Here is a 22,388-nt window from a genome sequence, read left to right as displayed (position 1 = left end):
ACTTTTATACTTTCTATATTTCCGATATATTATAGATAGTTTTTAGTAGTAATACCCCCTGTTCCATCAATTAGATTGCAAACTCTTAACTGGATAACTCTCATGTTTAATTGTGATGTCACCACTATTGATTTGACACCGATGCCTTTGCTATCAATAGACAATATGACACCGGCATCTCACTCTTTATCAGCAGATACCAGCGTCATAGAAAAGCCACTATTCGGTATTTCTGAATGGCTGCTGCAAATCAATGATGACATCAGCCGTGCACTCGAACGCGGCGTCAATATCCGGCAATTGGTAGGCGCTCGTGCTGGTGTGATTGATGATTTATTGATTGAATTATTTAACTGGTTTGAGCTTGATAAGACAGATTTGGCACTATTTGCAACGGGTGGCTATGGGCGCGGTGAATTATCACTGCATTCTGATATCGATATTTTACTATTGATGCCAAGCGCTATTGACAGCGATACCAGTCGTAAAATTGATAATTTGGTCGCCTTTCTTTGGGATATTGGACTTGAGCCAGCATTATCAGTGCGCAGCGTTAGTGAATGTTTAGAAGCAGCACTTGATCATACCATTGCCAGCGCATTGTTAGAGGCTCGGCTATTAATAGGTAATGAAAAGTTACAAGGTGTACCACTTCAAATAGTGAACAATCAATGGTCACCGCGCGAATTTTTTGACGTTAAAATCAAAGAAGCAAAAGCGCGTTATCTACAACACAATGCCACCGAATACAATCTTGAACCCAATATCAAAACCGCCCCCGGTGGTCTGCGTGATATCCATATCGTCGGCTGGGTAACCAAACGCTATTTCCGCGTTAGTAAGCTCTATGACCTCGTACAGCAAAACTTTTTAACTGAAAAAGAGTTCGATGAACTAAATTTTGCAGAAGGCTATTTATGGCAAATACGTCACTATTTGCATGAATTAACAGGACGTAATGAGAATAAGCTGTTATTTGATTATCAGCGTGAGATTGCTCAGCTGATGGGCTATGAGACTCAGCCAGATGATCAACCAAATGCGGCAGTAGAGCGCTTTATGCGTGACTACTATCGCTGTGCTATGCAGATATCGACATTGTCTGAGATGCTGACCAATCACTATTATGAAACTATCATAGAGCCGCAATTACCTGATGAAGAACGCCCAAAAAAGCAGCCCATCAATGCGCGCTTTAACCAAGTCGGCGACCAAATTGCAATGGCGCATCATAGAGTATTTGCTCAGCATCCTGAGGCGATATTAGAGATGTTTTTACTCATGGGTCAATATGGCATCAAAAATGTCCGTACTCATACCCTGCGCGCGCTAAAAATTGCAGCACGTGGCATTGATCAAGCTTACCGAGATAATCCCACGCATCAGGCATTATTTTTAGCCAACCTAAAAGAACAAAACTATCTTTTTCATCGCCTGCGTACCATGAATCGCTATGGTATTTTGGGCAACTATATCCCCGCCTTTGCGCAAGTAACGGGGCTGATGCAATACGATTTATTTCATCGTTATACCGTCGATGCCCATACTTTATTCTTGATTCGCATTTTACACCGCTTTACGGATCCACGTTTTTTTGAAGATTTTCCGCTGGTCAGCTCTATCTTTCAGCGTATTGAACGTAAAGAGATTTTGGTGTTGGCTGCGATGTTTCATGATATCGCCAAAGGTCGTGGCGGCAATCATAGTCAGCTTGGTGAAATCGAGTCGATTGAATTTTGTCTAGCGCACGGCATGAGTATGGCAGATGCCAACTTGGTTGGCTGGCTGACTCGTTATCATCTACTGATGTCGATGACAGCACAGAAAAAGGACATCTCAGACCCAGAGGTTGTGACGCTATTTGCAGATTTGGTTGGTAACGTAACACACCTAAACCATCTATATGTACTGACCGTTGCCGATATGAATGCTACCAATCCACAGCTTTGGAACAGCTGGCGGGCAACCCTTATGAAACAGCTATATTCGCAAACGCGGCGCATCTTACGCGCCGATATCGACGCCCCCACCAATCGCCAAGATATGATTAGTGCTACGCGCAAACAGGCATTGGCCATGCTAGATAACGTCGATAATCAGCATATGAATCGCGATGAGGTAACCAGATTGTGGGATGATTTGGGCGATGAGTACTTTTTGCGTGAAATTGCAGAAGATATCTTATGGCATACGGAAGCGATTTTGAATCATCCGCCCATCGGTCGAGCATCAGACGCTGATAGCGCGCCATTAGTCGTGTTACGAGAGCATCGCGAGCTGGCACTTGATGCGGTACAGGTCTTTGTTTATACCCAAGATCAGGTCAACTTGTTTGCTGTTACTATGGCCGTATTTGATCAGATGAATCTTGATGTATTGGATGCCCGTATTATCACAGCAACCCGTGATTTTGCTTTAGATTCTTATGTACTACTTGATCGTAGCGGCACGCTATTGGTCGATATTGATAGCCAGCAAGAGCTTAAGCAGCGCTTGATTGATGCCTTTAAAAATCCGACTGCGCCCAAGCTGACGCACAGACGGATTCCACGCCAGCTCAAACATTTTGATGTGGCAACGACGATTAATTTTGAATTTAACGAGGCCTCAAACCAGCATATTATGAGCCTAGAGACCCTTGATCAGCCAGGTTTGCTGGCGCGCGTTGGGCAAGTATTTTTGCAGCAGGAAATCGAAGTGCACGCCGCGCGTATTACCACACTTGGCGAGCGTGCAGAAGACATGTTCTATATCAGTGACCAAAACGATGACGCATTAAGTGCTGAGAAACTAGCGACTTTAAAAGCGACTTTAATAGAAAGTCTTAGCATCCGTAATGATATGGTTTAGATTGATTGTTGTTATATCAAGCTTTTATATATGATGCCGCGAGCATATTCTTTTAAAGCATCGTCGGCAAGTTGTAGCGGCAGTATGCCTGCGTCTACCTTTTGCTCGCCATACATCAAGCGTCCCGCATCGATTTCATTTTGCAGTAAGCGATGCAGGCTTGCTAGACGAAACTGAGCATCATAAAACCGGTAGATTTGTTTTAAAGAGATAGGTGCTCTTGCATGAACATCACGATATAGGCTATCCGTAGCCAAAATCGTCATTTCATTCAGCATTTCCTCGCGAGACAAATCTTCTCGATTGATTTTATCTGCCAAATGCCGAGCAAATCCGCCTTTAAGACTGAACATTATAACGAAAATCAGGGTTTGTATGACGAATAAAGCGACGTATTGCCATAAAGGTAGCGAGACATCCAATAGCTTACTGAGTAACATCAATACCATGGCCACGACGATATAGCTGACAAATTGCCATAGCAGCCACATCATAAAGCTATTATCACCAAACCAAAACATTTGCCGTTCTTTTAACAGTATCAACTGCTTATGTGTTTTCCACCATGCCTGTTCGAGTTGCTGTAGCTTTTCATAGACGCCAAGGTCTTGCTGATTATCAAAATATCTCTCCTTGATATCCATAGCGCCGAGACTATCGGTTTCTAACATACTAGACATATCAAATTATTCCTAAAATAGGCGCTTATAAACGCCCATATTTATTTTTTCTAAGTAATGGTCATACTTCTAATTTCTACAATAAGACGTTATGACACGGTCATATAGCTCAATATTTAACGGTTATAATGTCAAAATGGCAGCAGCTAAAGGCGCCATATTTAAGGAGTAATGATTTATTATGTATAAACATCAGAAGAAAAAGACAAAAAATAAGAGAAGTGCTACACTGCTTGAATGTAATTTTTCTTTATAAATTTATTATTAATTGTCTATTATAGTTAGCTTACCTATGAATCACAACTTATCGACTCTGCACCCTTACCCATTCGCTAAGATGGCAACCTTGCTTGCCGATAGCGTTCCAGCCCATAGCTATAATGAAATTAAGCTCGGTATTGGCGAGCCAAAACATGAGCCTCCAGCGTTTGTACTGGACGTCCTACGCGAAAACTTGGACAAAATAAGCCATTATCCAACGACTAATGGTATATTCGAGCTGCGTCAAACCATTGCTCACTGGCTTGAAAAGCGCTTTTTTCTAAATCATGTTGATCCGCATGGCCAAGTATTGCCAGTTATGGGTACACGTGAAGCGATATTTAGTATCGTACAGGCAGTTGTTGACCATCAATCAGGAACAGCTAGCCAGCCGGTAGCGCTTAATCAAGCGCTGACATCTATTCAATCGTCTACACCTATAATAGTTATGCCCAATCCGTTTTATCAGATATATGAAGGGGCGGCGATATTAGCGCAAGCAACGCCTTACTTTATCCCTTGCACTGCTGATAATAATTTTAAAGGCGATTATCACGCCGTACCAAAAGATATCTGGACGCGTACGCAGTTATTATTTGTCTGTAGCCCAAATAACCCAACTGGCTCGGTCATGACGATGGACGATTGGGAGCAACTCTTGCGCCTATCAGACCAATACGGCTTTATCATTGCCAGCGACGAGTGTTATAGCGAGCTTTATTTTGATAAAGCGCCAATAGGCTTACTACAAGCCTGCGCGGCTCTTGGCCGCCATGATTTCAAAAACTGTTTGGTATTTCACTCTTTATCGAAGCGTTCAAACTTGCCCGGCTTGCGTTCAGGCTTTGTGGCAGGTGATGCCACTATTTTAGATTCTTATCTGCAATACCGCACTTATCAAGGCTGCGCGATGCCGATACCTCATCAGCTAGCATCTATCGCCGCTTGGGAAGATGAAAAACATGTGGTGCACAATCGAGCGCTATATCGAGAAAAATTTGCGCTGTGGATGTCGGAGCTTGGTGAGTTATTAGATTTGCGTATGCCTGAGGCAGGGTTTTACTTTTGGATAAAAGCGCCTGAGCAGTTCGGTGGTGATGATGAGCGATTTGTCAAAGCGCTCTATGAAGATGCTAATATTCACGCGCTTGCTGGACGTTACCTGTCACGCGAGGTCAATGGTAAAAATCCCGGACAAGGCTATGTGCGTATTGCATTGGTAGCAAGCGTCGAGGAAAGCCGTGAGGCAATCAAACGTATTCAAAAATTACTCGCTGCCTAACAGGCTAGCTTAAAGCATATTAATTTTAACAAACCGCCAATAACCACAATAAAATTATGGTTATTGGCGGTTTTCTATTGGATGATGCTATAGTAAGTCTTATACTCAAATGACCCAGCGCTGTTATTTGATTGTTTTTCATATTTACCTACCTTTTAACGCTTATGCCATCAAGGATGATGCCATGCCCCATCTTAATTTTACCCAGCCACCATTTGACGTGTTAAGTGCCGCTGAACGTCAAAGTATCAAAAAAAACACTCAAGTTCGTTATCTTGCCAAAGATGAGATGTTATCGGCGGATGATTTGCAGTACTTTTATGTGGTGCTTAAAGGTCATATTGAGCAGCTCTTAGATGGTAATTTTACCGCCTCTTATCTAGGTAGCAATCACACCGAACATCTTAATAGTAATGATTGGTTTGATAGCAGGCGCTCACCAAAATCGCTGATAGAAAACAGCCTAAAAGAAGGCAAAATACAAGAAGGTAGACTACAAGGAGATAAAAATCTTGATTCGCAGGTAACTTCTTATCAGTTTTGCGCTGTTGAAGATACGTTACTGCTGCAAGTAACTGGAACAACCGTTGATAAAATCAGTGCACAAAATTATTTAGTACGGCAGCTATTATCAGAAAGCTTACCCGAACGACTAAAAGCTTTACAGCTAAGGCGTAGCGGACAGCATTTAGATGCAACCAGTTCTGATGACCCACAAGAAGTACAGCAAATCATGCTACAGTCGGTGATTGACATCACCTTATTGCCTGTCCATATCGTTGATGCTGACAATAGCCTATATCAAGCAGCTCGTACTATGACTGATGCTGGGCTGAAACACGTTTTAGTACGTCCAACAGGGCATGTAACAGACATAAACCGCTCAGATCGCACCTTAGGTATCCTTACCGATAACGATATCTGCCGCGCCGTCAGCGATCAACAAAACCCAGCCATAACGCCTTGTCAAAACTACGCAAGTTTTAATCTTAAAACTATTGATGCCGATGATGAAATTGGTGACGCATTACTAACCATGACCCGCTATCGCATTCATAGGCTACCGGTGATAGATACCCATGGTAAAGTCATCGGCGTGCTTGGGCAAAGCGATATGCTTGCTCATATTGGTCATCATTCACAGCTGATTAGTATTGAAATCGAACAAGCCACAGACTTGCCAAGTTTGGCGACCGCCGTTGAGCTCATTGGACGCTATATACGCGCTCAGCACCAAAACGGTATCAAGATGGGCAACATCAGCCGCATGGTTCAAACCCTTAATGCGCAAGTATTTACCAAGCTTTGGCAACTTATCGTTCCTAATGACGTCATGGAAAATACTTGTGTTATCGTCATGGGTTCCGAGGGTCGCGGCGAGCAAATCATGCGTACTGACCAAGATAATGCGCTTATTATCCGTGATGGTTATGACCATCCTGAGCTGGCACAATTTGCCGATACTTTTAACCAGCATTTAGCCGATCTTGGCTACCCACTGTGTGACGGCAATATTATGATGACCAATCCCATGTGGCGGCAGCCACTAAAGCAGTTTAAAGCGCAAATCAGTTTATGGTTTAAAAATACTGACCCGATGCACGGCATTTATTTATCCGCTATATTCGATGGTGAATACGTCTGCGGTGATGAATCGCTCCTGATACAAGTTCGTGAACACCTAAAAACAGCACATAGGCAGTCAGACTTGATGTTCGTGCGGCAGTTTGCACGAGCAGCGCTACAATTTGGCGATGTCAGTCAATGGTGGCAAAAGTTTGTACCACTATTGGGCGGTAAGCCAAGCGCCTATACTATCGACCTCAAAAAAGCAGGTATTTTTCCATTGGTCCATGGCATCCGCACCTTAGCGTTAGAAAACGATCTTTTTACTGAGCCTAGCAGTAAAGATCGCCTTAAAGCGCTGGTTCAAGCTCGTGCGTTAACCCAAGAGCGAGCTGACACCTTACTTGAGGCCTTAGAGTTCTTTATGGCGCAGCGCTTATCGGTTGCCTTATTAACAGACAATAAACACGCCAAAGAAGTCGATCCAACGACATTGTCTGCCCTTGAGCGTGATTTATTAAAAGAGTGCTTAGCCGTCGTAAAAAGCTTTAAGGGACAATTAAACCGACAGTATCAGCTTGAATTTGGTTAAGCCAAACGGCTTAGCGTTGGAGATAAAAAATATGGGCTGGCTAAAAAAATTATCGTCTTCTTGGCAAAAAAATCAGTTACAGCGCCCTGAGCTGGCATCGATGTTTACCACACCCATGCCTGAGCAGTGGGTCGCGATTGATTGTGAGATGACCGGACTCAATCCAAAAAAAAATCACCTGCTGTCAGTCGCTGCCATTCATATAAATGGCGACAAGATTGATACAGGAAATGGGCTGCATTTGCTTTGTAGACCACCTGTCATGCCTGAGCGCGATACCATTATCATTCATGGTCTGCGCACCGCCGATGTTGAGCATGCGATGAGTTATGATGAGATGCTATCATTACTACTACCTTTTATTGGTAATCGCCCACTTGTGGGGTTTTGCCCGCAGATAGATGTCGGGTTTTTAAACCCTCTGGTCAAACACTATATGGGTACTTATTTGCCCAACGAAGTGATTGATATACGCCCCCTTTATAGTCGGCGTATGATAGGTCGCAGTCATGGGCTTTCAAACCAAGCACAGCATTTAAACAGTATTTTAAAATATTATAATATTCCAGAACTTGGCACCCATGATGCTTATAATGATGCCATCATGACGGCAATGGTATTTTTGCATGTACGCTAAGCGTGATTACTAACATGTATTATCTAGACAAGGTTTTAAGCTAAAGCATTAAGATAAAAGCATATTTACAGCTACATGTAGCGTCTACGCGAAAACAGCAACTCATGTTACCATAGCCTGTTTTTGCCACCTGATGATAGACTGCTCATGCGCCCGTTACTAAAATCCATTCTGCTTAAAACTGATAACCGTTCTACAAGCATGACTGCCACTCTAGCAGCCATTAGCCAATATTTGCAAACACAGAAAAATACTGGTCAACGCTTGTCCTTACTGACGTTACTTATCGCATCTATTTTAACGCCATTACAAGCACAAGCAGCCTTACCACAAGAGATTGAAACGGCATTAGCGCGAGCTCATTTAAGCACAGCAGACATCAGCATTATCATTACACCAGTGGGAGACAAAAACGCCAGTCGCTTGCCCGCTGCCATTCAAGTGATTGACAGTACAAGGACCGTAAATCAGGCACAGCCTTCAAGCTCAGATAATATCAATACTGAGGATGATAACAGCAAGCAAAAACCGCAACAAAACAGTCAAAGTTCTAAACCGCTAGCAAATTACCAAAGCCCATTGGTAACCATCGAAAAGCAGACCATTAAACAGCATGACAGAAAACTACATGCGTATACCGATGACCCTTATACCTATCAAAGCTTAGAAAGCATTCCGTCATTACTGTCAGAAAATGCGTTAAACGCCGCTAACCATTCTGTTGATCGTGGCGACAATGAAGATAATGAAGATAATGAAGATAATGAAGATAATGAAGATAATGATGTTAAAGGCAATGATAATAAAAAATCGACCAGTAAAGCGACAATAAAAATCTCATTTTCACCATTACTGAGCCATCAGCCTGACATCGCACGCACCCCTGCTAGCACCATAAAGTTGGTACCAAGTTTTATTGCCTTAGATACCTTGGGCGCTGATTTCGTCTGGCATACACGCGTTTATCATACGGGCATTATCATCGGCGATAAGCTACTTGGCGACTTGGTGATTCAAGGTAGTGGCGATCCAAAAATGACTCACGAGCGTTTGCAGCAATTACTCTACAAAGTAAAAGCAAGCGGTATCCGTCATATAGACGGCGATATCATTGTAGATAGCGCCGTTTTTAAGCAGGTCACTAAAGACCCTGCAGCATTTGATAACTCACCTTTGCGTCCATATAACGCCAGCCCTGATGGTTTTTTGGTGAATTTCAGTACAATTGGCATCCAAAGCTTTCCATTAAATAACGCCCAAGCGCAGCTGACTTATACGCCGCTATTAGCAGACTATCAGTTGCCAAGTACGATAAATATACGCTCATCTGCCTGTGGTCAAGCACGCTACAGCTTAGCACCGCAGTGGCAAGCAACGCAGTTAACGCTAAATTCTGGTTTACCGGACAGCTGCGGTGACCATGCATTCTATGTGGCTTACCCTGATGCCAAAGATTTTGCTGCTCGCGTTATCAAAGCCAAGTGGCAAGCTCTCGGCAACACCCTCACGGGTCAAGTCATCGCACAAGAAACGCCCTATGATGCCAATAAAAAATCCACATCAGCGCGCGGTTTAGCCGCTCTATCCATGTCGCCATTACCGCTTGTCAGCTACCCTTCTTTAAATTTAACGCAGCAGATTTATGATATCAACCACTTCTCTAATAATGTGATGACTGAGCAAGTGGCATTATCGATAGGTGCTTATAATAAAATTATGGACAAAACTGTTAATAACATTACTGATAAAACCATTAATAAAGCCATAAATAGTCAGCATAGCTTATATCAATTTGGTCAGCCCACAACGACGAGCTATCCTGATGCTTTGCAAAGTATAAATAACTGGTGGCAAACCCATCTAACCACAGCGCCGCCACACCTAACCAATGGTTCAGGACTTTGCCGCGATTGCACTATTAGCGCCGCTAATTTGAGCGAGCTATTGACCTATGCTTATGCCCATCCAAGCTTTGACGCTTATGTAAACTCATTAGGTATTGCTGGCGTCAGTGGAACTATTTCGGCTCATAGCGAACGCTTACCTGAATCAAAAGCCATAGGTCGAGCTTGGATAAAAACCGGTACTTTAAATAATGTGACCTCAATGGCAGGCTATGTTAAAGGCTTATCAGGACAGGATTATGTGGTGGTGGGACTTATCAACAGTGAGCAGTCGCTGAACGCTTATACTGCCAGACCGGTACTAGACGTCATGCTAGATTGGACAGCACAACATTAATTTTCACGCTAGGTTTATTTCATTTATCAAGGACATTTTATGTCACGTAAGCCCGTGCCACTTAGCAAATCTGCTCTATCAAAACGCAAAGGCCTATTAACAGATACTGCTACCAATCAACCAAAAATAATGCTCTATGTTGGGTTTTTCGCTGTTGGCTATATGCTTGCCAGCGCGATATTTATGATGATTCAAACCAAGTTTGCGCTTAATCCACAGCTAGTTACCGTGCTATCTATCGTTTTGGGCGCTTATATTGCCGTGCACAAGTTTATCAAGCACCAACAGCGCGCACTATATAGAGATGAGATCAATCGTTTGATGTTTGGTGGCGTTATCGTCGTTTGGCTACTGACGATGGTTTATTTTTTAGGAATTTGGGTGTTTTTATTCGACGCCATCAGCCGTGAAGTACTGCTTGAGATGAGTATACAGCAGCCTTTACCACTGATTTCTGCCTTGGTCATGATACTGGTACTGAGCTTAGTCAGTGCACGCATTAGTATTTGGGCTATCAATCGCTTGCTCGATCCTCATCGTAAATCTGCTTAAGTGACTCTAGCGATGAATGATTACGTTTTATAAACGATTTGTTGTCATAAAAAGGTGAGTACAAAGTTTTTTTCTATTAATGACTGAATTCAGTTACGCTGTCCTTATACTGATGAATGTTGATAAATAGGAGATTAGAACATGGACATGCTCTTTTTTGATAATATCGATAAGCTTGGACGTATTATATTAACCACAGTCGTGGTTTACGTTTTGATTATTTTATTTACCAAAATTTCAGGCAAGCGCTCGACATCCCAGCTCAATAATTTTGACTGGATTGTTACGGTGATGATTGGCTCATTAAGCGCTAGTACGATTTTACTCAAAGACATTCCAGTTATTGAGGGTATGTCTGCTATTTTGGTGCTTTATCTATTACAGTTTTTGGTCACCAAATACGCCTCTATTTCACCGCAATTTAGCAGCTTTATATTGTCTGAGCCGCGCATTGTGTTTTACCAAGGGCAGTTTTTGCCTGATGCTATGCGCGATGAGCGCTTAACGCGTCAAGAGATTGAGTGTGCCATGCGCTCTGAGGGCATTCACAATTTTGATGACGTTGAAGCGGTGGTGTTTGAGTCGGATGCCAAACTAACTATTATTCCAAAGCTTAGTTCTTCTGATGATAAAGAATTAGATGACACAGTTTCAGAGACTATTGCTCCGTTAATGTAATATCATGAATAAAAAGGACAGCCAATATTATTGACTGTCCTTTTATTTGAGAGTAATTTTATACAATTATTTAATACGTTGCCACGTTTGTGAGCGACCAAAAACAGGTGAGCCAACATAGCCACGTAGTTTTAAGGTTTGCCCATTATCACTGAGCGTCAGCTTACCAGAGTAGGTTTTCCCCGACTCTGGGTCGACGAGCTTACCATCACTCCACTGGTTACTGCCATCCGCTTTTAAGCCTGTTAATATCTGCAAACCTTCAACAGGCTTGTTCTTGAGGCTACCAGGGCATTTGGTACAGACGGCATCAGCCTTTTCTTTATTGAGTACCTTGATGATTTTCCCTGAGACCTTGCCACCGTTTTCAGTCAGTTGAATAACAGCCTTTTTTTCACCGGTTTTATCATCAATGGTCTGCCACTGCGTGCCATTTAACGACACAGCAAAGACAGAAGTTGAAAATAGTGCACCGGCACCTAGAGTGAGTAAAGTTGAGATAGTACGATTCATGGACGCATCCTTTCGCTTAAAAAATATTTAAAACCCATATTTTGCTTTATCATAAAGACATAATAGTCAGACTCTTTTTATTCTTTACATTAATAATTAAAGATAGCAGTAACGCTTAAAGTAATAATAAGAGAACAACTGTTTGTCGGATATTATTAAAGCACAAAAGTTTAGTATTAAAAAGGGCTATTTGTTACATCAACTTAAGCTTAAAAAACTTTTGTTATCTTTATTTAACCGCTTATAAAAATGGCAGCTATTATGAAAGTAAGAATTCTAACGGTAGGCAACAAAATGCCCAAATGGGTGCAAACTGGCTTTGATGAATATCACAAGCGCATTCAACCGATGCTTAGTACTGAAATTGTCGAAATCGCCGCAGCAAAACGCGCCAAAAATCCATCAGATGCCAACTTAGCTCAATACCGCGAGCAAGAAGGTCAGGCAATACTAGCGGCTCATGCGGCAGCCGGTCGTGAGCAATTGTGGGTACTCGATGTCAAGGGAAAGATGTTATCGACTGAAGGTTTGGCAGATAAATTGGTAGAGGGTATGCAGCAAGGCGATGATATTGCCTTGGTCATCGGCGGTGCTGATGGGGTATCGCCCGAAGTATTGGCGAAAGCGGATGTAAAATGGTCACTATCAGCGCTAACGCTGCCACATCCGTTAGTGCGCGTTGTATTGATGGAGCAGCTCTATCGTGCAATGAGTATTAATAACAACCACCCTTATCATCGTGGTAATTAAAAAGGCTATTGCTTCTCATGTTCTTTTATAAGTAATTACTTATAAAAGAACATGAGAAGCAATCGTCATGACAGAATAGCTAAAAAGATAGATTGAAAAATAGCGCTGCGCCCTAATAAATGGGCTATGAGCTATCCTAAACCTGCACCACCTCAAGCGCCATATATGAAACAGCCAAGCGAGAATAGTCGTAAGCATCTAACCAATCCACTGTCGACGCCTATTAGCGCAGCGGCAGCGTGGGCAGATGCGCCTATCATATCGAGCGCGGCAAAGCGCCCTAAGTTACCGGCGCTATTTATCTCTCACGGTGCGCCAACGCTGGCAATTGAGCAATCTGCTACGACCAGTGCGCTGGCACGTATTGGACAAAACCTGCCCAAACCTCGTGCTATCATTATTATGTCAGCACATTGGCAATCAGCGAAACTAGAAATCAGCAGCAACCCTGAGCCAAAAACCTGGCATGACTTTTCAGGTTTTTCTCCTGAGCTATATGAGCTGCAATATCCAGCGGCAGGTTATACAGCGCTTGCTGAGACACTGGCGCAGCAGCTAAGCGCACGTGGTATCGTTTGTAGAGTCAATCCCTTACGCGTCAGCGACCATGGGGTTTGGGCACCACTTTTACACCTATATCCGCAAGCGGATATCCCTATCGTCCAGATATCCTTGCCCCACTATTATGACAGTGTGGCTTGTTATCAGTTGGGCGCGCAATTAGCAAAGCTGCGTGATGAGGAGATTTTAATTATCGGTTCAGGAAATATCACCCATAATTTGCAAGCGCTACGCTGGCAAGCTGACAGCATCGACCAAACGGCAAAAGAGTTTAAAGTTTGGCTGTTACAACAGCTTAAAACCGACATCCCAAGCGCCTTAGACTGGCAGCAATATCCTGACTATAAGGATATTCACCCTAGCGATGAGCATTTACTACCGCTATTTTTTGCTTTAGGCACTGGTCAGCGTGTCTCAGTAGTGCATCAAAGTATGGTACATCACAGTTTGGGCATGGATATCTATCGCTTTGATTAACATTTGGCGCTTTGATTAAATCGCTTCACTCAAAGCGCAAGACATATAAAGTTTCAATTATATATGCAGGCATTTAATCCTACTTTTCAAAAGTAGGTTTGGTAAATAAACCGGCGCGCTCCATTTCTCCAGCAACACTCAATAACGTCTCTTCATCATTCATCCGCCCAATCAGCTGCATACCAATCGGTAGACCTTTTTTACTCATGCCGACTGGTAATGACATAGCTGGCAATCCAGTAATATTGCCCAATAACGTAAAGCCCATTTTACCAAGTACCGGCGAGCTTAACTTTTCAATCATGCCCGAGCTGAAGGCGTATTTGCCCATATCAACGCCTTTATTAAGCAAACTAGCGCTACGCATGAGCATCTCATCCATTCGACTTGGTGGTAATACACCATGTTTAACGGCAGGCGTTGGGACGGTTGGGCACAAAATCATATCGTAGGTCTCTAATAGCAGACCCGTTTGATACTGACTATCATGCCAGCCTTGCTTAGCGTGAGCCAAATCAACGGCGGATAATGAACGTCCCAGCATCGCCATGTTATACGTTTGCGGTTCAAGGTTTTTTATGTGCTCAGCACCGAAGCAGCGCTCAATATTATCAATAGTAAAGGCAGTGTGTGCACAGACTACCACCAAAAAATCATGCCAAAACTGTTCAATGTTAATATTAGGTTCAGCAGGCACTACACGATGCCCCATCGCTTCTAGTTGCTTAGCCGTCTGCTCTAATACTGCAAGCACTTCCTTATCAACCACAGTATTGGCAACCAACGGCTGTTGATGCAAGGCGATAGTTAATTGCCTTGGCGCGCGCATAGCGGCTTCTAGAAATGTGCCTTCAGGTGGTGCGATAATATAAGGCGCACCGATTTCTGCCCCGCTTGTCGCATCGAGCATGGCAGCACTGTCGCGGACGCTACGGGTAATCACATGATCCGCAACTGCGCCTTCCCAGCCCTCTCCAAATAAGGGACCCATCGGGTTACGACCACGACTAGGTTTAAGTCCAAACGTACCACACCATGCCGCAGGAAAACGAATAGAGCCGCCACCATCACCCGCGCCTGCCATTGGTACGATACCGCTCGCCACTGCCGCTGCACTACCACCCGATGAGCCACCAGAGCTATAGCCTTTTTTAAAAGGATTGTGAGTGACGCCATGTGCTTTTGGTTCGGTAGTAATAATCAAACCAAACTCAGGGGTATTGGTTTTACCAAAGGTATTGACACCGGTAGCTTTCATGCGCTTAACAATTTCGCTATCACTTTTTGACATAATATTGACGCTACGACTGCCCATCGTAATCGGCTCATCAGCGAAATGAAATGATAAATCCTTTAATAAATAAGGGACGCCGTTAAACACACCTTTTGGCAATCCTGCCTGCGCTGCAGCATAAGCACGCTCATCAAAGCGGTGGATGATGGCGTTTAATTTTGGATTAAGCGTATTGGCTTGTTCAACTGCCGCATCTAGCAACTCTTTGGCGCTGACTTCCCCTGCATTGACCAATGCTGCCAATGCTATCGCGTCGTACTGAGTATATTCTTTAAACATAACCGACCTTCCTTGGAGAGTAGTTGGATTAATATTTTAAAAATTAATACGTATCTATTTTATAATCAATAACCAGTTTAGTATAAAAACCCACTATTTATGATGGATAAACTAACTCATTGGTCATTTGAAAATATGAGTGTCTATTATTAATGATGAAGGTAATCGTGAATAACTACCTATATTCTAATGACAAAAAAGCGAGCTACTTTATTGAGTAACTCGCTTTTTTAGTATTCAAGTACGCGTTATCTGTTTACATCAATAGCTCACGTTTACCACTTTTCCCCATTGAGCTGACCAGTCCAGCCTCTTCCATAGAGTCAACAATACGTGCGGCACGGTTATAACCAATGCTGAACTTACGCTGAATACTAGAAGCAGAAACTTTGCGAGTCTCCATAATAAAACCAACGGCCTCATTATAAAGGTCATCATCTTCGCCAGAGGCGCTGGCACTACTACCGCCACTGGGGCTCGATAACTCGAAGTTACCAGCCATATTATCAATATAATCAGGCGCACCGCGCTCACGCCAGGCATCACAGACGCTATTAACCTCTTCATCGCTGACATAGGCACCATGCACACGATCCGGTTCAATCTGCCCAGGTCCTAAGAACAACATATCACCATTACCAAGCATATCCTCGGCACCGCCACTATCCAAAATAGTGCGCGAATCCACTTTTGAGTTCACGCGTAGCGCCGCTCGTACTGGAATATTAGCCTTAATCAAACCGGTAATGACATCAACCGATGGACGCTGAGTTGCAAGGATTAAGTGAATCCCTGCTGCCCGCGATTTTTGTGCCAAACGTGTGATTAATTCCTCTGCCTGCTTACCAACCTGCATAATCATATCGGCAAACTCATCGGCAACGATGACAATCATTGGCAAGGTTTTTAGCTTTGGCGCTTGACTGATACTCACACTATCATTAGGTCGCCATAATGGATCAAGCATTGGATTACCTGATTTTTCAGCAGCGATAACTTTTTTATTAAACTCGTTCAGTTTACGAACCTTCAGTAAGCTCATGAGCTGATAACGGCGTTCCATCTCTGCGACGCACCAAGATAAGGCACTTGCCGCCTCAGTCATATCGGTCACGACTGGCGTCAGCAAATGCGGAATGTCATTATAGTTAGCAAGCTCAAGCTGCTTAGGATCGATGAGAATCATCCGTAGTTCGTTCGGTGTATATTTAAGCAGCATCGATAGTAACATAGCGTTAACTAAGACTGATTTACCTGAACCAGTCGTACCAGCAACCAACATATGCGGCGCTCTTGCAAGGTCAGTAATAATTGGTTTGCCGCCAATATCTTTACCCATTGCCATGCTGATTTGCGCTTTAGGGTCTTTAAATTTCTCGGTATCTAATAGCTCAATTAGGCGCACCATTTCGCGCTGTTTGTTGGGCACTTCGATGCCAATATAGGGTTTACCAGGAATAACTTCCACCACACGTAAAGATGCCATTGATAATGAGCGTGCCAAATCGCGTGAAATCCCTGTAACCTTACTGGCTTTTATCCCAGGAGCAAGATCTACTTCAAAGCGGGTCACTACAGGACCTGGAATCGCATTGACGACATTTGCTTTAACATTGAACTCTTGTAGTTTAATTTCTAACAGCTCTGATAACTGTTCGAGTTCAGCAAGCGTATAGCTTGGCTGACGATTGGGATCTGGCTTATCTAAAATAGAAAGTTCTGGAATCGGTGACAGACTGCTACGATAGGCAGCCGTTTGCATCGAGCGTGATTTTTGACTGAATGCAATATCATCACTAATATGAGGCATAACAGGCGCAGCAATATCGTCAGCGACGTGGTAATCATTGTCGTCTTCCGGCATCATATCGGTAATATGATTGCTACTATCGCCTTCTGGCACCGCAAAACTCATGGTTGGTTTGGCTGCTGTAGCGACCGGAGTGCTCGCTGTAACAATCGAGCTTTCTGCTATTGGGAGCGCTCTTGGATTAGCAGGCGGCGTATTAGTCGGCGTCATATCTATTATTTCTGATGCATTCGCTACATCAGCGTTAAAAGAAGATTCCAAGTTTATTGGCAATTCAGCTGAACTATTATGAGAAAATTTGTCAGTAGAGTCGTTTGGTGAGATAGCAGTTTGCTGCTGAATAGGCGCAGTTTCTGTTCCTGTTAATGTCTCTACGACGGATAATTCTTTTTCATGATTGGCCTCAGTCGTTTCTGGTACTGCTGCATGTTCTGCCAACCACGCATCAACTAAACTATCGACGCTAGACGCTGATTCAAGAATATCTGTATCAGAAATTGGCATGGTCGGAGCAGTGTCAGTATCATTATCCAATTTACTGGTTACGGTTTGCTCAATCGGTTGCTGAATACTTTCTTCGATCGTATCAATAACTGGCTGAGACAAAGAGGTATGAATATTTGAGCTATCAACTGATGCTTCTAAATAGGGCGTATTTACCGCATTATAAGGTATCGTGTCTTGTTCTGTTGCTACATCAGTTGCTAATAAGTCGTCGACCGTATTTGCATCATTCCATGCAAAGCTTGGCTCAACCTTTCTAATAGGCGTTGGCGTAGCGTTTGTAGTAGATACTGAGGTTTTATTTAGGTTGTGTTCAGAGATGCTGGTGCTACTAGGTAGCGCAGCAGCAGTTTGTAACTGCCCTTCTCGTTTGGCGCGTTCACTCGCCACTTGTGCAGCAGCTGCCATAGAAGCTTTTACACTAGCAGCCAATCCTGAAGACGATAAAAAATCTGTCAATGCGTTACCGAAGCGACCACTTATACCATCTTGCGCTTTAGTATTGGCCTGTTCAGCCGCTTGCAACTCAAGCGGTAATTGCTCATATTCTGGAGTATTATTCTCATTTATCGCCGTATCACGACCTTTTTTACTGGCAGCGTTAGTAGCATTGGTAGCATTGGCAGTGTTGTCTTCTTGCGTTATTTGTCTATCATCAAGATTGCTATCAATATTTTTGACCCCTGAGCCAAACCAAGACAAGGTTTTAAATTTCTCATAGATGCTCAGCCAATGAATATTAAAGGCAAAGGTGGCAGTAATAGCGACAAACACTGCCAAAAACGTCACACTGCCCCACTGTGATAACAGCTGTGCCAAACGGGCTTGTAGCTCAAGACCGATAATACCGCCCGCAACACCCTTTAGACCTGACGTTATGGGATCTGCTACTTGCTGCACCAAAGCAATTACTTGCGCAAATAAAGCACTGCTGCTCAATATTAAAAATACATAAGCAACCAAGCGTAATAACCAAAACGTCGGCTTATTATCCCACCAAATCAGCACTGATTCATAAACCAAGAAAGCCAGCAACCACCACGCACCAAAACCAAAAAAGCTATACAGTAAATCTGATAGCCAAGCGCCCATCTCGCCGCCCATATTATTAATGGTCGTCATATCACTACTGATGTGCGACCAGCTAGGATCATTACCAGTATAAGTCATCAAAATGACGAATAAATAAACTGCGAGGAGTAATCCTAGAAGGGTAAATACGCCCTTTTTTAAATAATCAATAATTGGTGCTGATATCACGTAAGATCTGCCTTGTCGTTAATACTCGTCATTAATACTAAATGGTGGTCAATTCATGATTAAGCATAATCATGCTGACATAAATTCCTGATGGAAACTGCTGCAATAGGTTGCTACTGATGCAAGGTAATAACACAAAAATTTTATCTAAAATACTGCGGTAAAATATTTACCGCGTTACCGTCTTTATTTTGTGCTCAGCGTACAACTTCTTATAATAACAAATACATAGCTGCCGTGGCGACCGTGTTATCAATAAAGCGCATAAGAAAATCAATCCAGCATTGATTTCGCCAAAAATCTCGCTATTAGGAAAGATTGTCTGTATTTTTACAGCAAAATATTTGAACATTGACTCATTTTTGGCACCAAAAATTCAAGCGTCAGATGCTTTAGTTCTAATGATACCCATATTTGTTTTAGCAAACTTGCACTTTTTGCTCTTAGCCCTTATGTTATTATCACATAGCAACGATAAAAACCAGATACGTCGTCATTTTTACGCTTATCTTTTATAATACTTATAATATCTACTTATTATTTTAACGTTGAACCTTTTCACTTTTATTGCTCTAGCAAGGAAATCTTATGGCAACTGATAATACGGCTCCACGCCACGAAAAATTGATTATTTTAGGTTCAGGTCCTGCTGGATATTCAGCAGCGGTCTATGCGGCTCGCGCCAACCTCGAGCCTGTTATGGTTACCGGTATGGAAGTGGGCGGACAGCTCACGACGACTACCGAAGTGGATAACTGGCCGGGTGATGCACATGATTTGACCGGTCCTGCATTGATGGATCGCATGAAAGCCCACGCCGAACGCTTTGGTACTGAACTGGTTTATGATCATGTCAATGCAGTCAATTTAAACGTGCGCCCTTTTGAGTTAACTGGTAATAATGGCAACTATACTTGTGATGCGCTAATTATCTCAACGGGCGCATCAGCACAGTATTTGGGTCTAGAATCAGAAACCAAATTCCGTGGTCTTGGTGTTTCTGCTTGTGCAACGTGTGATGGTTTCTTCTATAAAGACCAAAAAGTAGCAGTCATTGGCGGTGGTAACACAGCCGTTGAAGAAGCGCTGTATTTATCAAATATCGCAGCTGAAGTTACTTTAGTGCATCGCCGTGATAGCTTACGCTCTGAGAAAATCCTGCAAGATAAGCTGTTCGAAAAAGCTAAAAACGGTAATGTCAAAATCGAGTGGAACAGCAGCGTTAAAGAAGTGGTTGGTGATGACATGGGCGTAAATGGCGTTGTCATTGAATCTATGATTGATGGCAGCACCAAGCAATTAGATGTGTTCGGTATGTTTGTCGCTATCGGTCATAAACCCAATACTGACTTATTTAAAGGTCAGTTAGAGATGAAAGACGGCTATCTTATCGTCAATAGTGGACTGAATGGTAATGCTACTCAAACCAGTATTGAAGGTGTCTTTGCAGCAGGCGATGTCGCAGATCATGTTTACCGTCAAGCCATTACCTCGGCGGGTACGGGCTGTATGGCTGCGCTTGATGCTGAGAAATATCTAGATGCTATTGGTGAAACCGTTGCTCAAGACCATACTTATGCCTCTACGTTGACCGCTGACAAAGAAGCCTAAATGAGCAACTTTGCTAACGATGGTCATATAACACCTGAGGCTTTTGTTCAACATATCAAAAGTCTTGGGCGTTATAACTTTCCAGAGCCGGCTACCGTAGATCCTGACGGCATGGGCATTGTGGCTATCGGGGGAGATTTAGCCTCTGAGACGCTGATTTCTGCTTATGCGCAGGGTCTATTTCCTTGGTTTAATGACGATGAGCCGATTGCTTGGTGGTGCCCTGAGCCCAGATGCGTGATGCAGCCAACCGATTATCAGCCCAGTAAATCATTACGTAAGCAGGCAAATAGTGCACGTTGGCAATTAACGCTCAATCAAGCTTTTAATGATGTCATCCATGCTTGTAGCTTGCCACGTAGTGATGGCTTGCCTGAGGGCGAGCATACTTGGATTCATGCTGAGATGATTGAAGCCTATAGCGAGCTGCATGCTCAAGGCTTTGCTCATAGTATTGAAGTTTGGAATGATAAAGAACAGCTTATTGGCGGTCTATACGGCTTAAAAATAGGCGGTATTTATTTTGGTGAATCGATGTTTCATATCGCTTCTAACGCTTCAAAACTGGCATTTTGGGGCTTGATGCGTTTATGCGAACAAAGCAATGTGGCACTGGTTGACTGCCAATTACCTAACGATCATCTCATGAGTTTGGGCGCTATTACCTTAAGGCGTTCTGAGTTTCTAGCACAACTTGATAGCTTGATACCCATTGCTTCAATAGGTTGGAACAAGGATTCCTATCAATTTCTAGCGGTATCCCTGCTCAGCAAAGCAGAGCCTTGGCAAGTAAAGATTTAAGCCATTACTTTAATCTTAGATAAAATCTCTCATTAACATAGCACTATCTAACCCCTTTCTCTTTGACTTAAACCGATTAATTATCATGAGTTTATTATGGCACCTGATACCTCTTTTTTATTAATAGGTAAGCTTGCGACTACCGCCAATACAACCAAAGATACGATTCGTCATTATGACCAATTGGGTCTACTAAAATCTCGTAAGCGTCAGGCAGGCTCACGTCTATATACGGAGTTTCATCCTGAGTGCGTTGAACGTATCGAGCTGATAAAAAGCGCTCAAGCCATTGGTTTTACTTTGACTGAAATAAAAGACAGTCTCAACGATTATTATGATGGACAGCTCGATATTAACTTACAACTGTCGCTTACCGAACAAAAACTTGCACAAGTCAAAAAACAGCAAGCGACCATCAGTTTAATGGTTGATATGTTGTCCGAACGTATTGATATACTCGGAAAAATGAAAGCAGACAGTAACTATGAGCTTGATGTTGAAGTCTGTAAAAAGACGCTATCTTCTCGTTAATAAAAGACCTTTTTTATCACACTTGATATGTATTATTTTTCTAGCTCTCAAACGATAAAAACTGCAAATATTTTCTGATATCAATTATAGGTGCGCTGCATGATTAGTGCGTCAATTGCTGATTGAAGCCCTAACTGATAATAGCCTTTGCGGCGATGAATCATCGTAAATCCTTGCTGCTCATATAGCGCTATTGCAGCTGTATTGTCTGCTCGTACTTCCAATAAAAGCGCCTCTACCTGCTGAGTCTCTAATACTTCATTCAATTTTGCAAAGATTTTTGAGGCAACTCCTTGTCGCTGATATTCTGGATGCGTGCCAATACGTAGTATTTCAGCTTGCTCAAAGATGACCTGATATAAGCAATAGCCCACGACTTCATTTTCAGCGATATTTATGACTGCCATCAAATCAATGCTATCTTGTTCAAGAAGATCGTCAATTGTTTGATAAGTCCAAGGCTCTTGTAGTTGAACCATGGCTTCAATAGTTGCCACCGCTTCAAGCATTTCTCCACGCCTATCCGGTTCATCTGTTAGCATTTTTATAGCAAACATCAGAGCTCCTTATTTATTTATTTATTTATTTTTTTACTTACTTCAATATCAATTATATTATCGTTGACTATCGATACTGTCATTTTATTATCTATTGTAAG

Annotated in this window: 17 protein-coding genes; 12 read left to right on the top strand and 5 right to left on the bottom strand. The window is 42.8% G+C overall.

Features of this window, described 5'->3' with window-relative positions; all coding sequences use genetic code 11:
• Positions 1-102: 102 nt before the first annotated feature.
• Positions 103-2,850, top strand: a complete 2,748-nt coding sequence (gene glnD / locus ACMHKH_RS05230; protein WP_413519609.1) for a [protein-PII] uridylyltransferase — start codon at positions 103-105, stop codon at positions 2,848-2,850.
• An 11-nt stretch (positions 2,851-2,861) separates the two neighbouring features.
• On the opposite strand, the gene ACMHKH_RS05225 is transcribed toward glnD, so the two are convergent.
• Entirely contained in the window at positions 2,862-3,530 is a 669-nt protein-coding gene (locus ACMHKH_RS05225) for a hypothetical protein (RefSeq protein ID WP_413519608.1), read from the bottom strand.
• A gap of 292 nt (positions 3,531-3,822) precedes the next feature.
• Here ACMHKH_RS05225 and dapC point away from each other — a divergent pair, with 292 nt between their 5' ends.
• From dapC to ACMHKH_RS05195, 6 genes are all read left to right on the top strand, one after another.
• Entirely contained in the window at positions 3,823-5,073 is a 1,251-nt protein-coding gene (gene dapC, locus ACMHKH_RS05220; RefSeq protein ID WP_413519607.1) for a succinyldiaminopimelate transaminase, read from the top strand.
• A 184-nt stretch (positions 5,074-5,257) separates the two neighbouring features.
• Entirely contained in the window at positions 5,258-7,231 is a 1,974-nt protein-coding gene (locus ACMHKH_RS05215; protein WP_413519606.1) for a DUF294 nucleotidyltransferase-like domain-containing protein, read from the top strand.
• Positions 7,232-7,262: 31 nt separating this feature from the next.
• Positions 7,263-7,868 carry a 3'-5' exonuclease gene (locus tag ACMHKH_RS05210; protein WP_413519605.1) on the top strand — a complete coding sequence of 202 codons (606 nt, stop codon included), beginning with the start codon at positions 7,263-7,265 and terminating at the stop codon, positions 7,866-7,868.
• 147 nt (positions 7,869-8,015) lie between these two features.
• A complete protein-coding gene (locus tag ACMHKH_RS05205) occupies positions 8,016-10,109 on the top strand; it encodes a D-alanyl-D-alanine carboxypeptidase/D-alanyl-D-alanine-endopeptidase (protein ID WP_413519604.1) in 2,094 nt (697 codons plus the stop codon).
• A 39-nt stretch (positions 10,110-10,148) separates the two neighbouring features.
• On the top strand, positions 10,149-10,661 hold the full coding sequence (locus tag ACMHKH_RS05200) for an ABZJ_00895 family protein (protein WP_413519603.1): 513 nt from the start codon (positions 10,149-10,151) through the stop codon (positions 10,659-10,661).
• A 141-nt stretch (positions 10,662-10,802) separates the two neighbouring features.
• Positions 10,803-11,339, top strand: a complete 537-nt coding sequence (locus ACMHKH_RS05195) for a DUF421 domain-containing protein (protein ID WP_413519602.1) — start codon at positions 10,803-10,805, stop codon at positions 11,337-11,339.
• Between the two features lie 66 nt (positions 11,340-11,405).
• On the opposite strand, the gene ACMHKH_RS05190 is transcribed toward ACMHKH_RS05195, so the two are convergent.
• On the bottom strand, positions 11,406-11,852 hold the full coding sequence (locus tag ACMHKH_RS05190) for a DUF2147 domain-containing protein (protein ID WP_413519601.1): 447 nt from the start codon (positions 11,850-11,852) through the stop codon (positions 11,406-11,408).
• A 261-nt stretch (positions 11,853-12,113) separates the two neighbouring features.
• Here ACMHKH_RS05190 and rlmH point away from each other — a divergent pair, with 261 nt between their 5' ends.
• Positions 12,114-12,602, top strand: a complete 489-nt coding sequence (gene rlmH, locus ACMHKH_RS05185) for a 23S rRNA (pseudouridine(1915)-N(3))-methyltransferase RlmH (RefSeq protein ID WP_413519600.1) — start codon at positions 12,114-12,116, stop codon at positions 12,600-12,602.
• A 165-nt stretch (positions 12,603-12,767) separates the two neighbouring features.
• Entirely contained in the window at positions 12,768-13,640 is an 873-nt protein-coding gene (locus ACMHKH_RS05180) for a DODA-type extradiol aromatic ring-opening family dioxygenase (RefSeq protein WP_413519599.1), read from the top strand.
• Positions 13,641-13,719: 79 nt separating this feature from the next.
• On the opposite strand, the gene ACMHKH_RS05175 is transcribed toward ACMHKH_RS05180, so the two are convergent.
• Entirely contained in the window at positions 13,720-15,213 is a 1,494-nt protein-coding gene (locus ACMHKH_RS05175; RefSeq protein WP_413519598.1) for an amidase, read from the bottom strand.
• A gap of 256 nt (positions 15,214-15,469) precedes the next feature.
• Positions 15,470-18,787 (bottom strand): DNA translocase FtsK 4TM domain-containing protein, encoded by a 3,318-nt coding sequence (locus ACMHKH_RS05170; RefSeq protein ID WP_413519597.1) that lies wholly within the window; start codon positions 18,785-18,787, stop codon positions 15,470-15,472.
• Positions 18,788-19,375: 588 nt separating this feature from the next.
• Here ACMHKH_RS05170 and trxB point away from each other — a divergent pair.
• From trxB to ACMHKH_RS05155, 3 genes are all read left to right on the top strand, one after another.
• The gene (gene trxB, locus ACMHKH_RS05165) at positions 19,376-20,398 is read left to right on the top strand and encodes a thioredoxin-disulfide reductase (RefSeq protein WP_413519596.1); all 1,023 of its coding nucleotides are present in this window, start codon (positions 19,376-19,378) and stop codon (positions 20,396-20,398) included.
• A complete protein-coding gene (gene aat / locus ACMHKH_RS05160; protein ID WP_413519595.1) occupies positions 20,399-21,199 on the top strand; it encodes a leucyl/phenylalanyl-tRNA--protein transferase in 801 nt (266 codons plus the stop codon).
• 96 nt (positions 21,200-21,295) lie between these two features.
• Entirely contained in the window at positions 21,296-21,730 is a 435-nt protein-coding gene (locus ACMHKH_RS05155; RefSeq protein WP_413519594.1) for a MerR family transcriptional regulator, read from the top strand.
• 80 nt (positions 21,731-21,810) lie between these two features.
• On the opposite strand, the gene rimI is transcribed toward ACMHKH_RS05155, so the two are convergent.
• On the bottom strand, positions 21,811-22,287 hold the full coding sequence (gene rimI, locus ACMHKH_RS05150; protein WP_413519593.1) for a ribosomal protein S18-alanine N-acetyltransferase: 477 nt from the start codon (positions 22,285-22,287) through the stop codon (positions 21,811-21,813).
• Positions 22,288-22,388: the final 101 nt, after the last annotated feature.

It is taken from the genome of Psychrobacter glacincola (genome assembly GCF_965118485.1).
GTDB classification, from domain to species: Bacteria; Pseudomonadota; Gammaproteobacteria; order Pseudomonadales; family Moraxellaceae; genus Psychrobacter; species Psychrobacter glacincola_D.
The sequence above is the reverse complement of the archived record's forward strand: the minus strand, read 5'-3'. Positions and strand labels throughout refer to the sequence as shown.

What these genes read in the sequence shown, in the direction of transcription:
- aat (WP_413519595.1), top strand. Translation starts at nt 20,399, where the DNA reads ATGAGCAACTTTGCTAACGATGGTCATATAACACCTGAGGCTTTTGTT.
- ACMHKH_RS05190 (WP_413519601.1), bottom strand. Translation starts at nt 11,852, where the DNA reads ATGAATCGTACTATCTCAACTTTACTCACTCTAGGTGCCGGTGCACTA.
- ACMHKH_RS05175 (WP_413519598.1), bottom strand. Translation starts at nt 15,213, where the DNA reads ATGTTTAAAGAATATACTCAGTACGACGCGATAGCATTGGCAGCATTG.
- ACMHKH_RS05195 (WP_413519602.1), top strand. Translation starts at nt 10,803, where the DNA reads ATGGACATGCTCTTTTTTGATAATATCGATAAGCTTGGACGTATTATA.
- ACMHKH_RS05225 (WP_413519608.1), bottom strand. Translation starts at nt 3,530, where the DNA reads ATGTCTAGTATGTTAGAAACCGATAGTCTCGGCGCTATGGATATCAAG.
- ACMHKH_RS05155 (WP_413519594.1), top strand. Translation starts at nt 21,296, where the DNA reads ATGGCACCTGATACCTCTTTTTTATTAATAGGTAAGCTTGCGACTACC.
- ACMHKH_RS05200 (WP_413519603.1), top strand. Translation starts at nt 10,149, where the DNA reads ATGTCACGTAAGCCCGTGCCACTTAGCAAATCTGCTCTATCAAAACGC.
- ACMHKH_RS05180 (WP_413519599.1), top strand. Translation starts at nt 12,768, where the DNA reads ATGAAACAGCCAAGCGAGAATAGTCGTAAGCATCTAACCAATCCACTG.
- ACMHKH_RS05210 (WP_413519605.1), top strand. Translation starts at nt 7,263, where the DNA reads ATGGGCTGGCTAAAAAAATTATCGTCTTCTTGGCAAAAAAATCAGTTA.
- rlmH (WP_413519600.1), top strand. Translation starts at nt 12,114, where the DNA reads ATGAAAGTAAGAATTCTAACGGTAGGCAACAAAATGCCCAAATGGGTG.
- dapC (WP_413519607.1), top strand. Translation starts at nt 3,823, where the DNA reads ATGAATCACAACTTATCGACTCTGCACCCTTACCCATTCGCTAAGATG.
- ACMHKH_RS05215 (WP_413519606.1), top strand. Translation starts at nt 5,258, where the DNA reads ATGCCCCATCTTAATTTTACCCAGCCACCATTTGACGTGTTAAGTGCC.
- glnD (WP_413519609.1), top strand. Translation starts at nt 103, where the DNA reads ATGTTTAATTGTGATGTCACCACTATTGATTTGACACCGATGCCTTTG.
- trxB (WP_413519596.1), top strand. Translation starts at nt 19,376, where the DNA reads ATGGCAACTGATAATACGGCTCCACGCCACGAAAAATTGATTATTTTA.
- ACMHKH_RS05205 (WP_413519604.1), top strand. Translation starts at nt 8,016, where the DNA reads ATGCGCCCGTTACTAAAATCCATTCTGCTTAAAACTGATAACCGTTCT.
- rimI (WP_413519593.1), bottom strand. Translation starts at nt 22,287, where the DNA reads ATGTTTGCTATAAAAATGCTAACAGATGAACCGGATAGGCGTGGAGAA.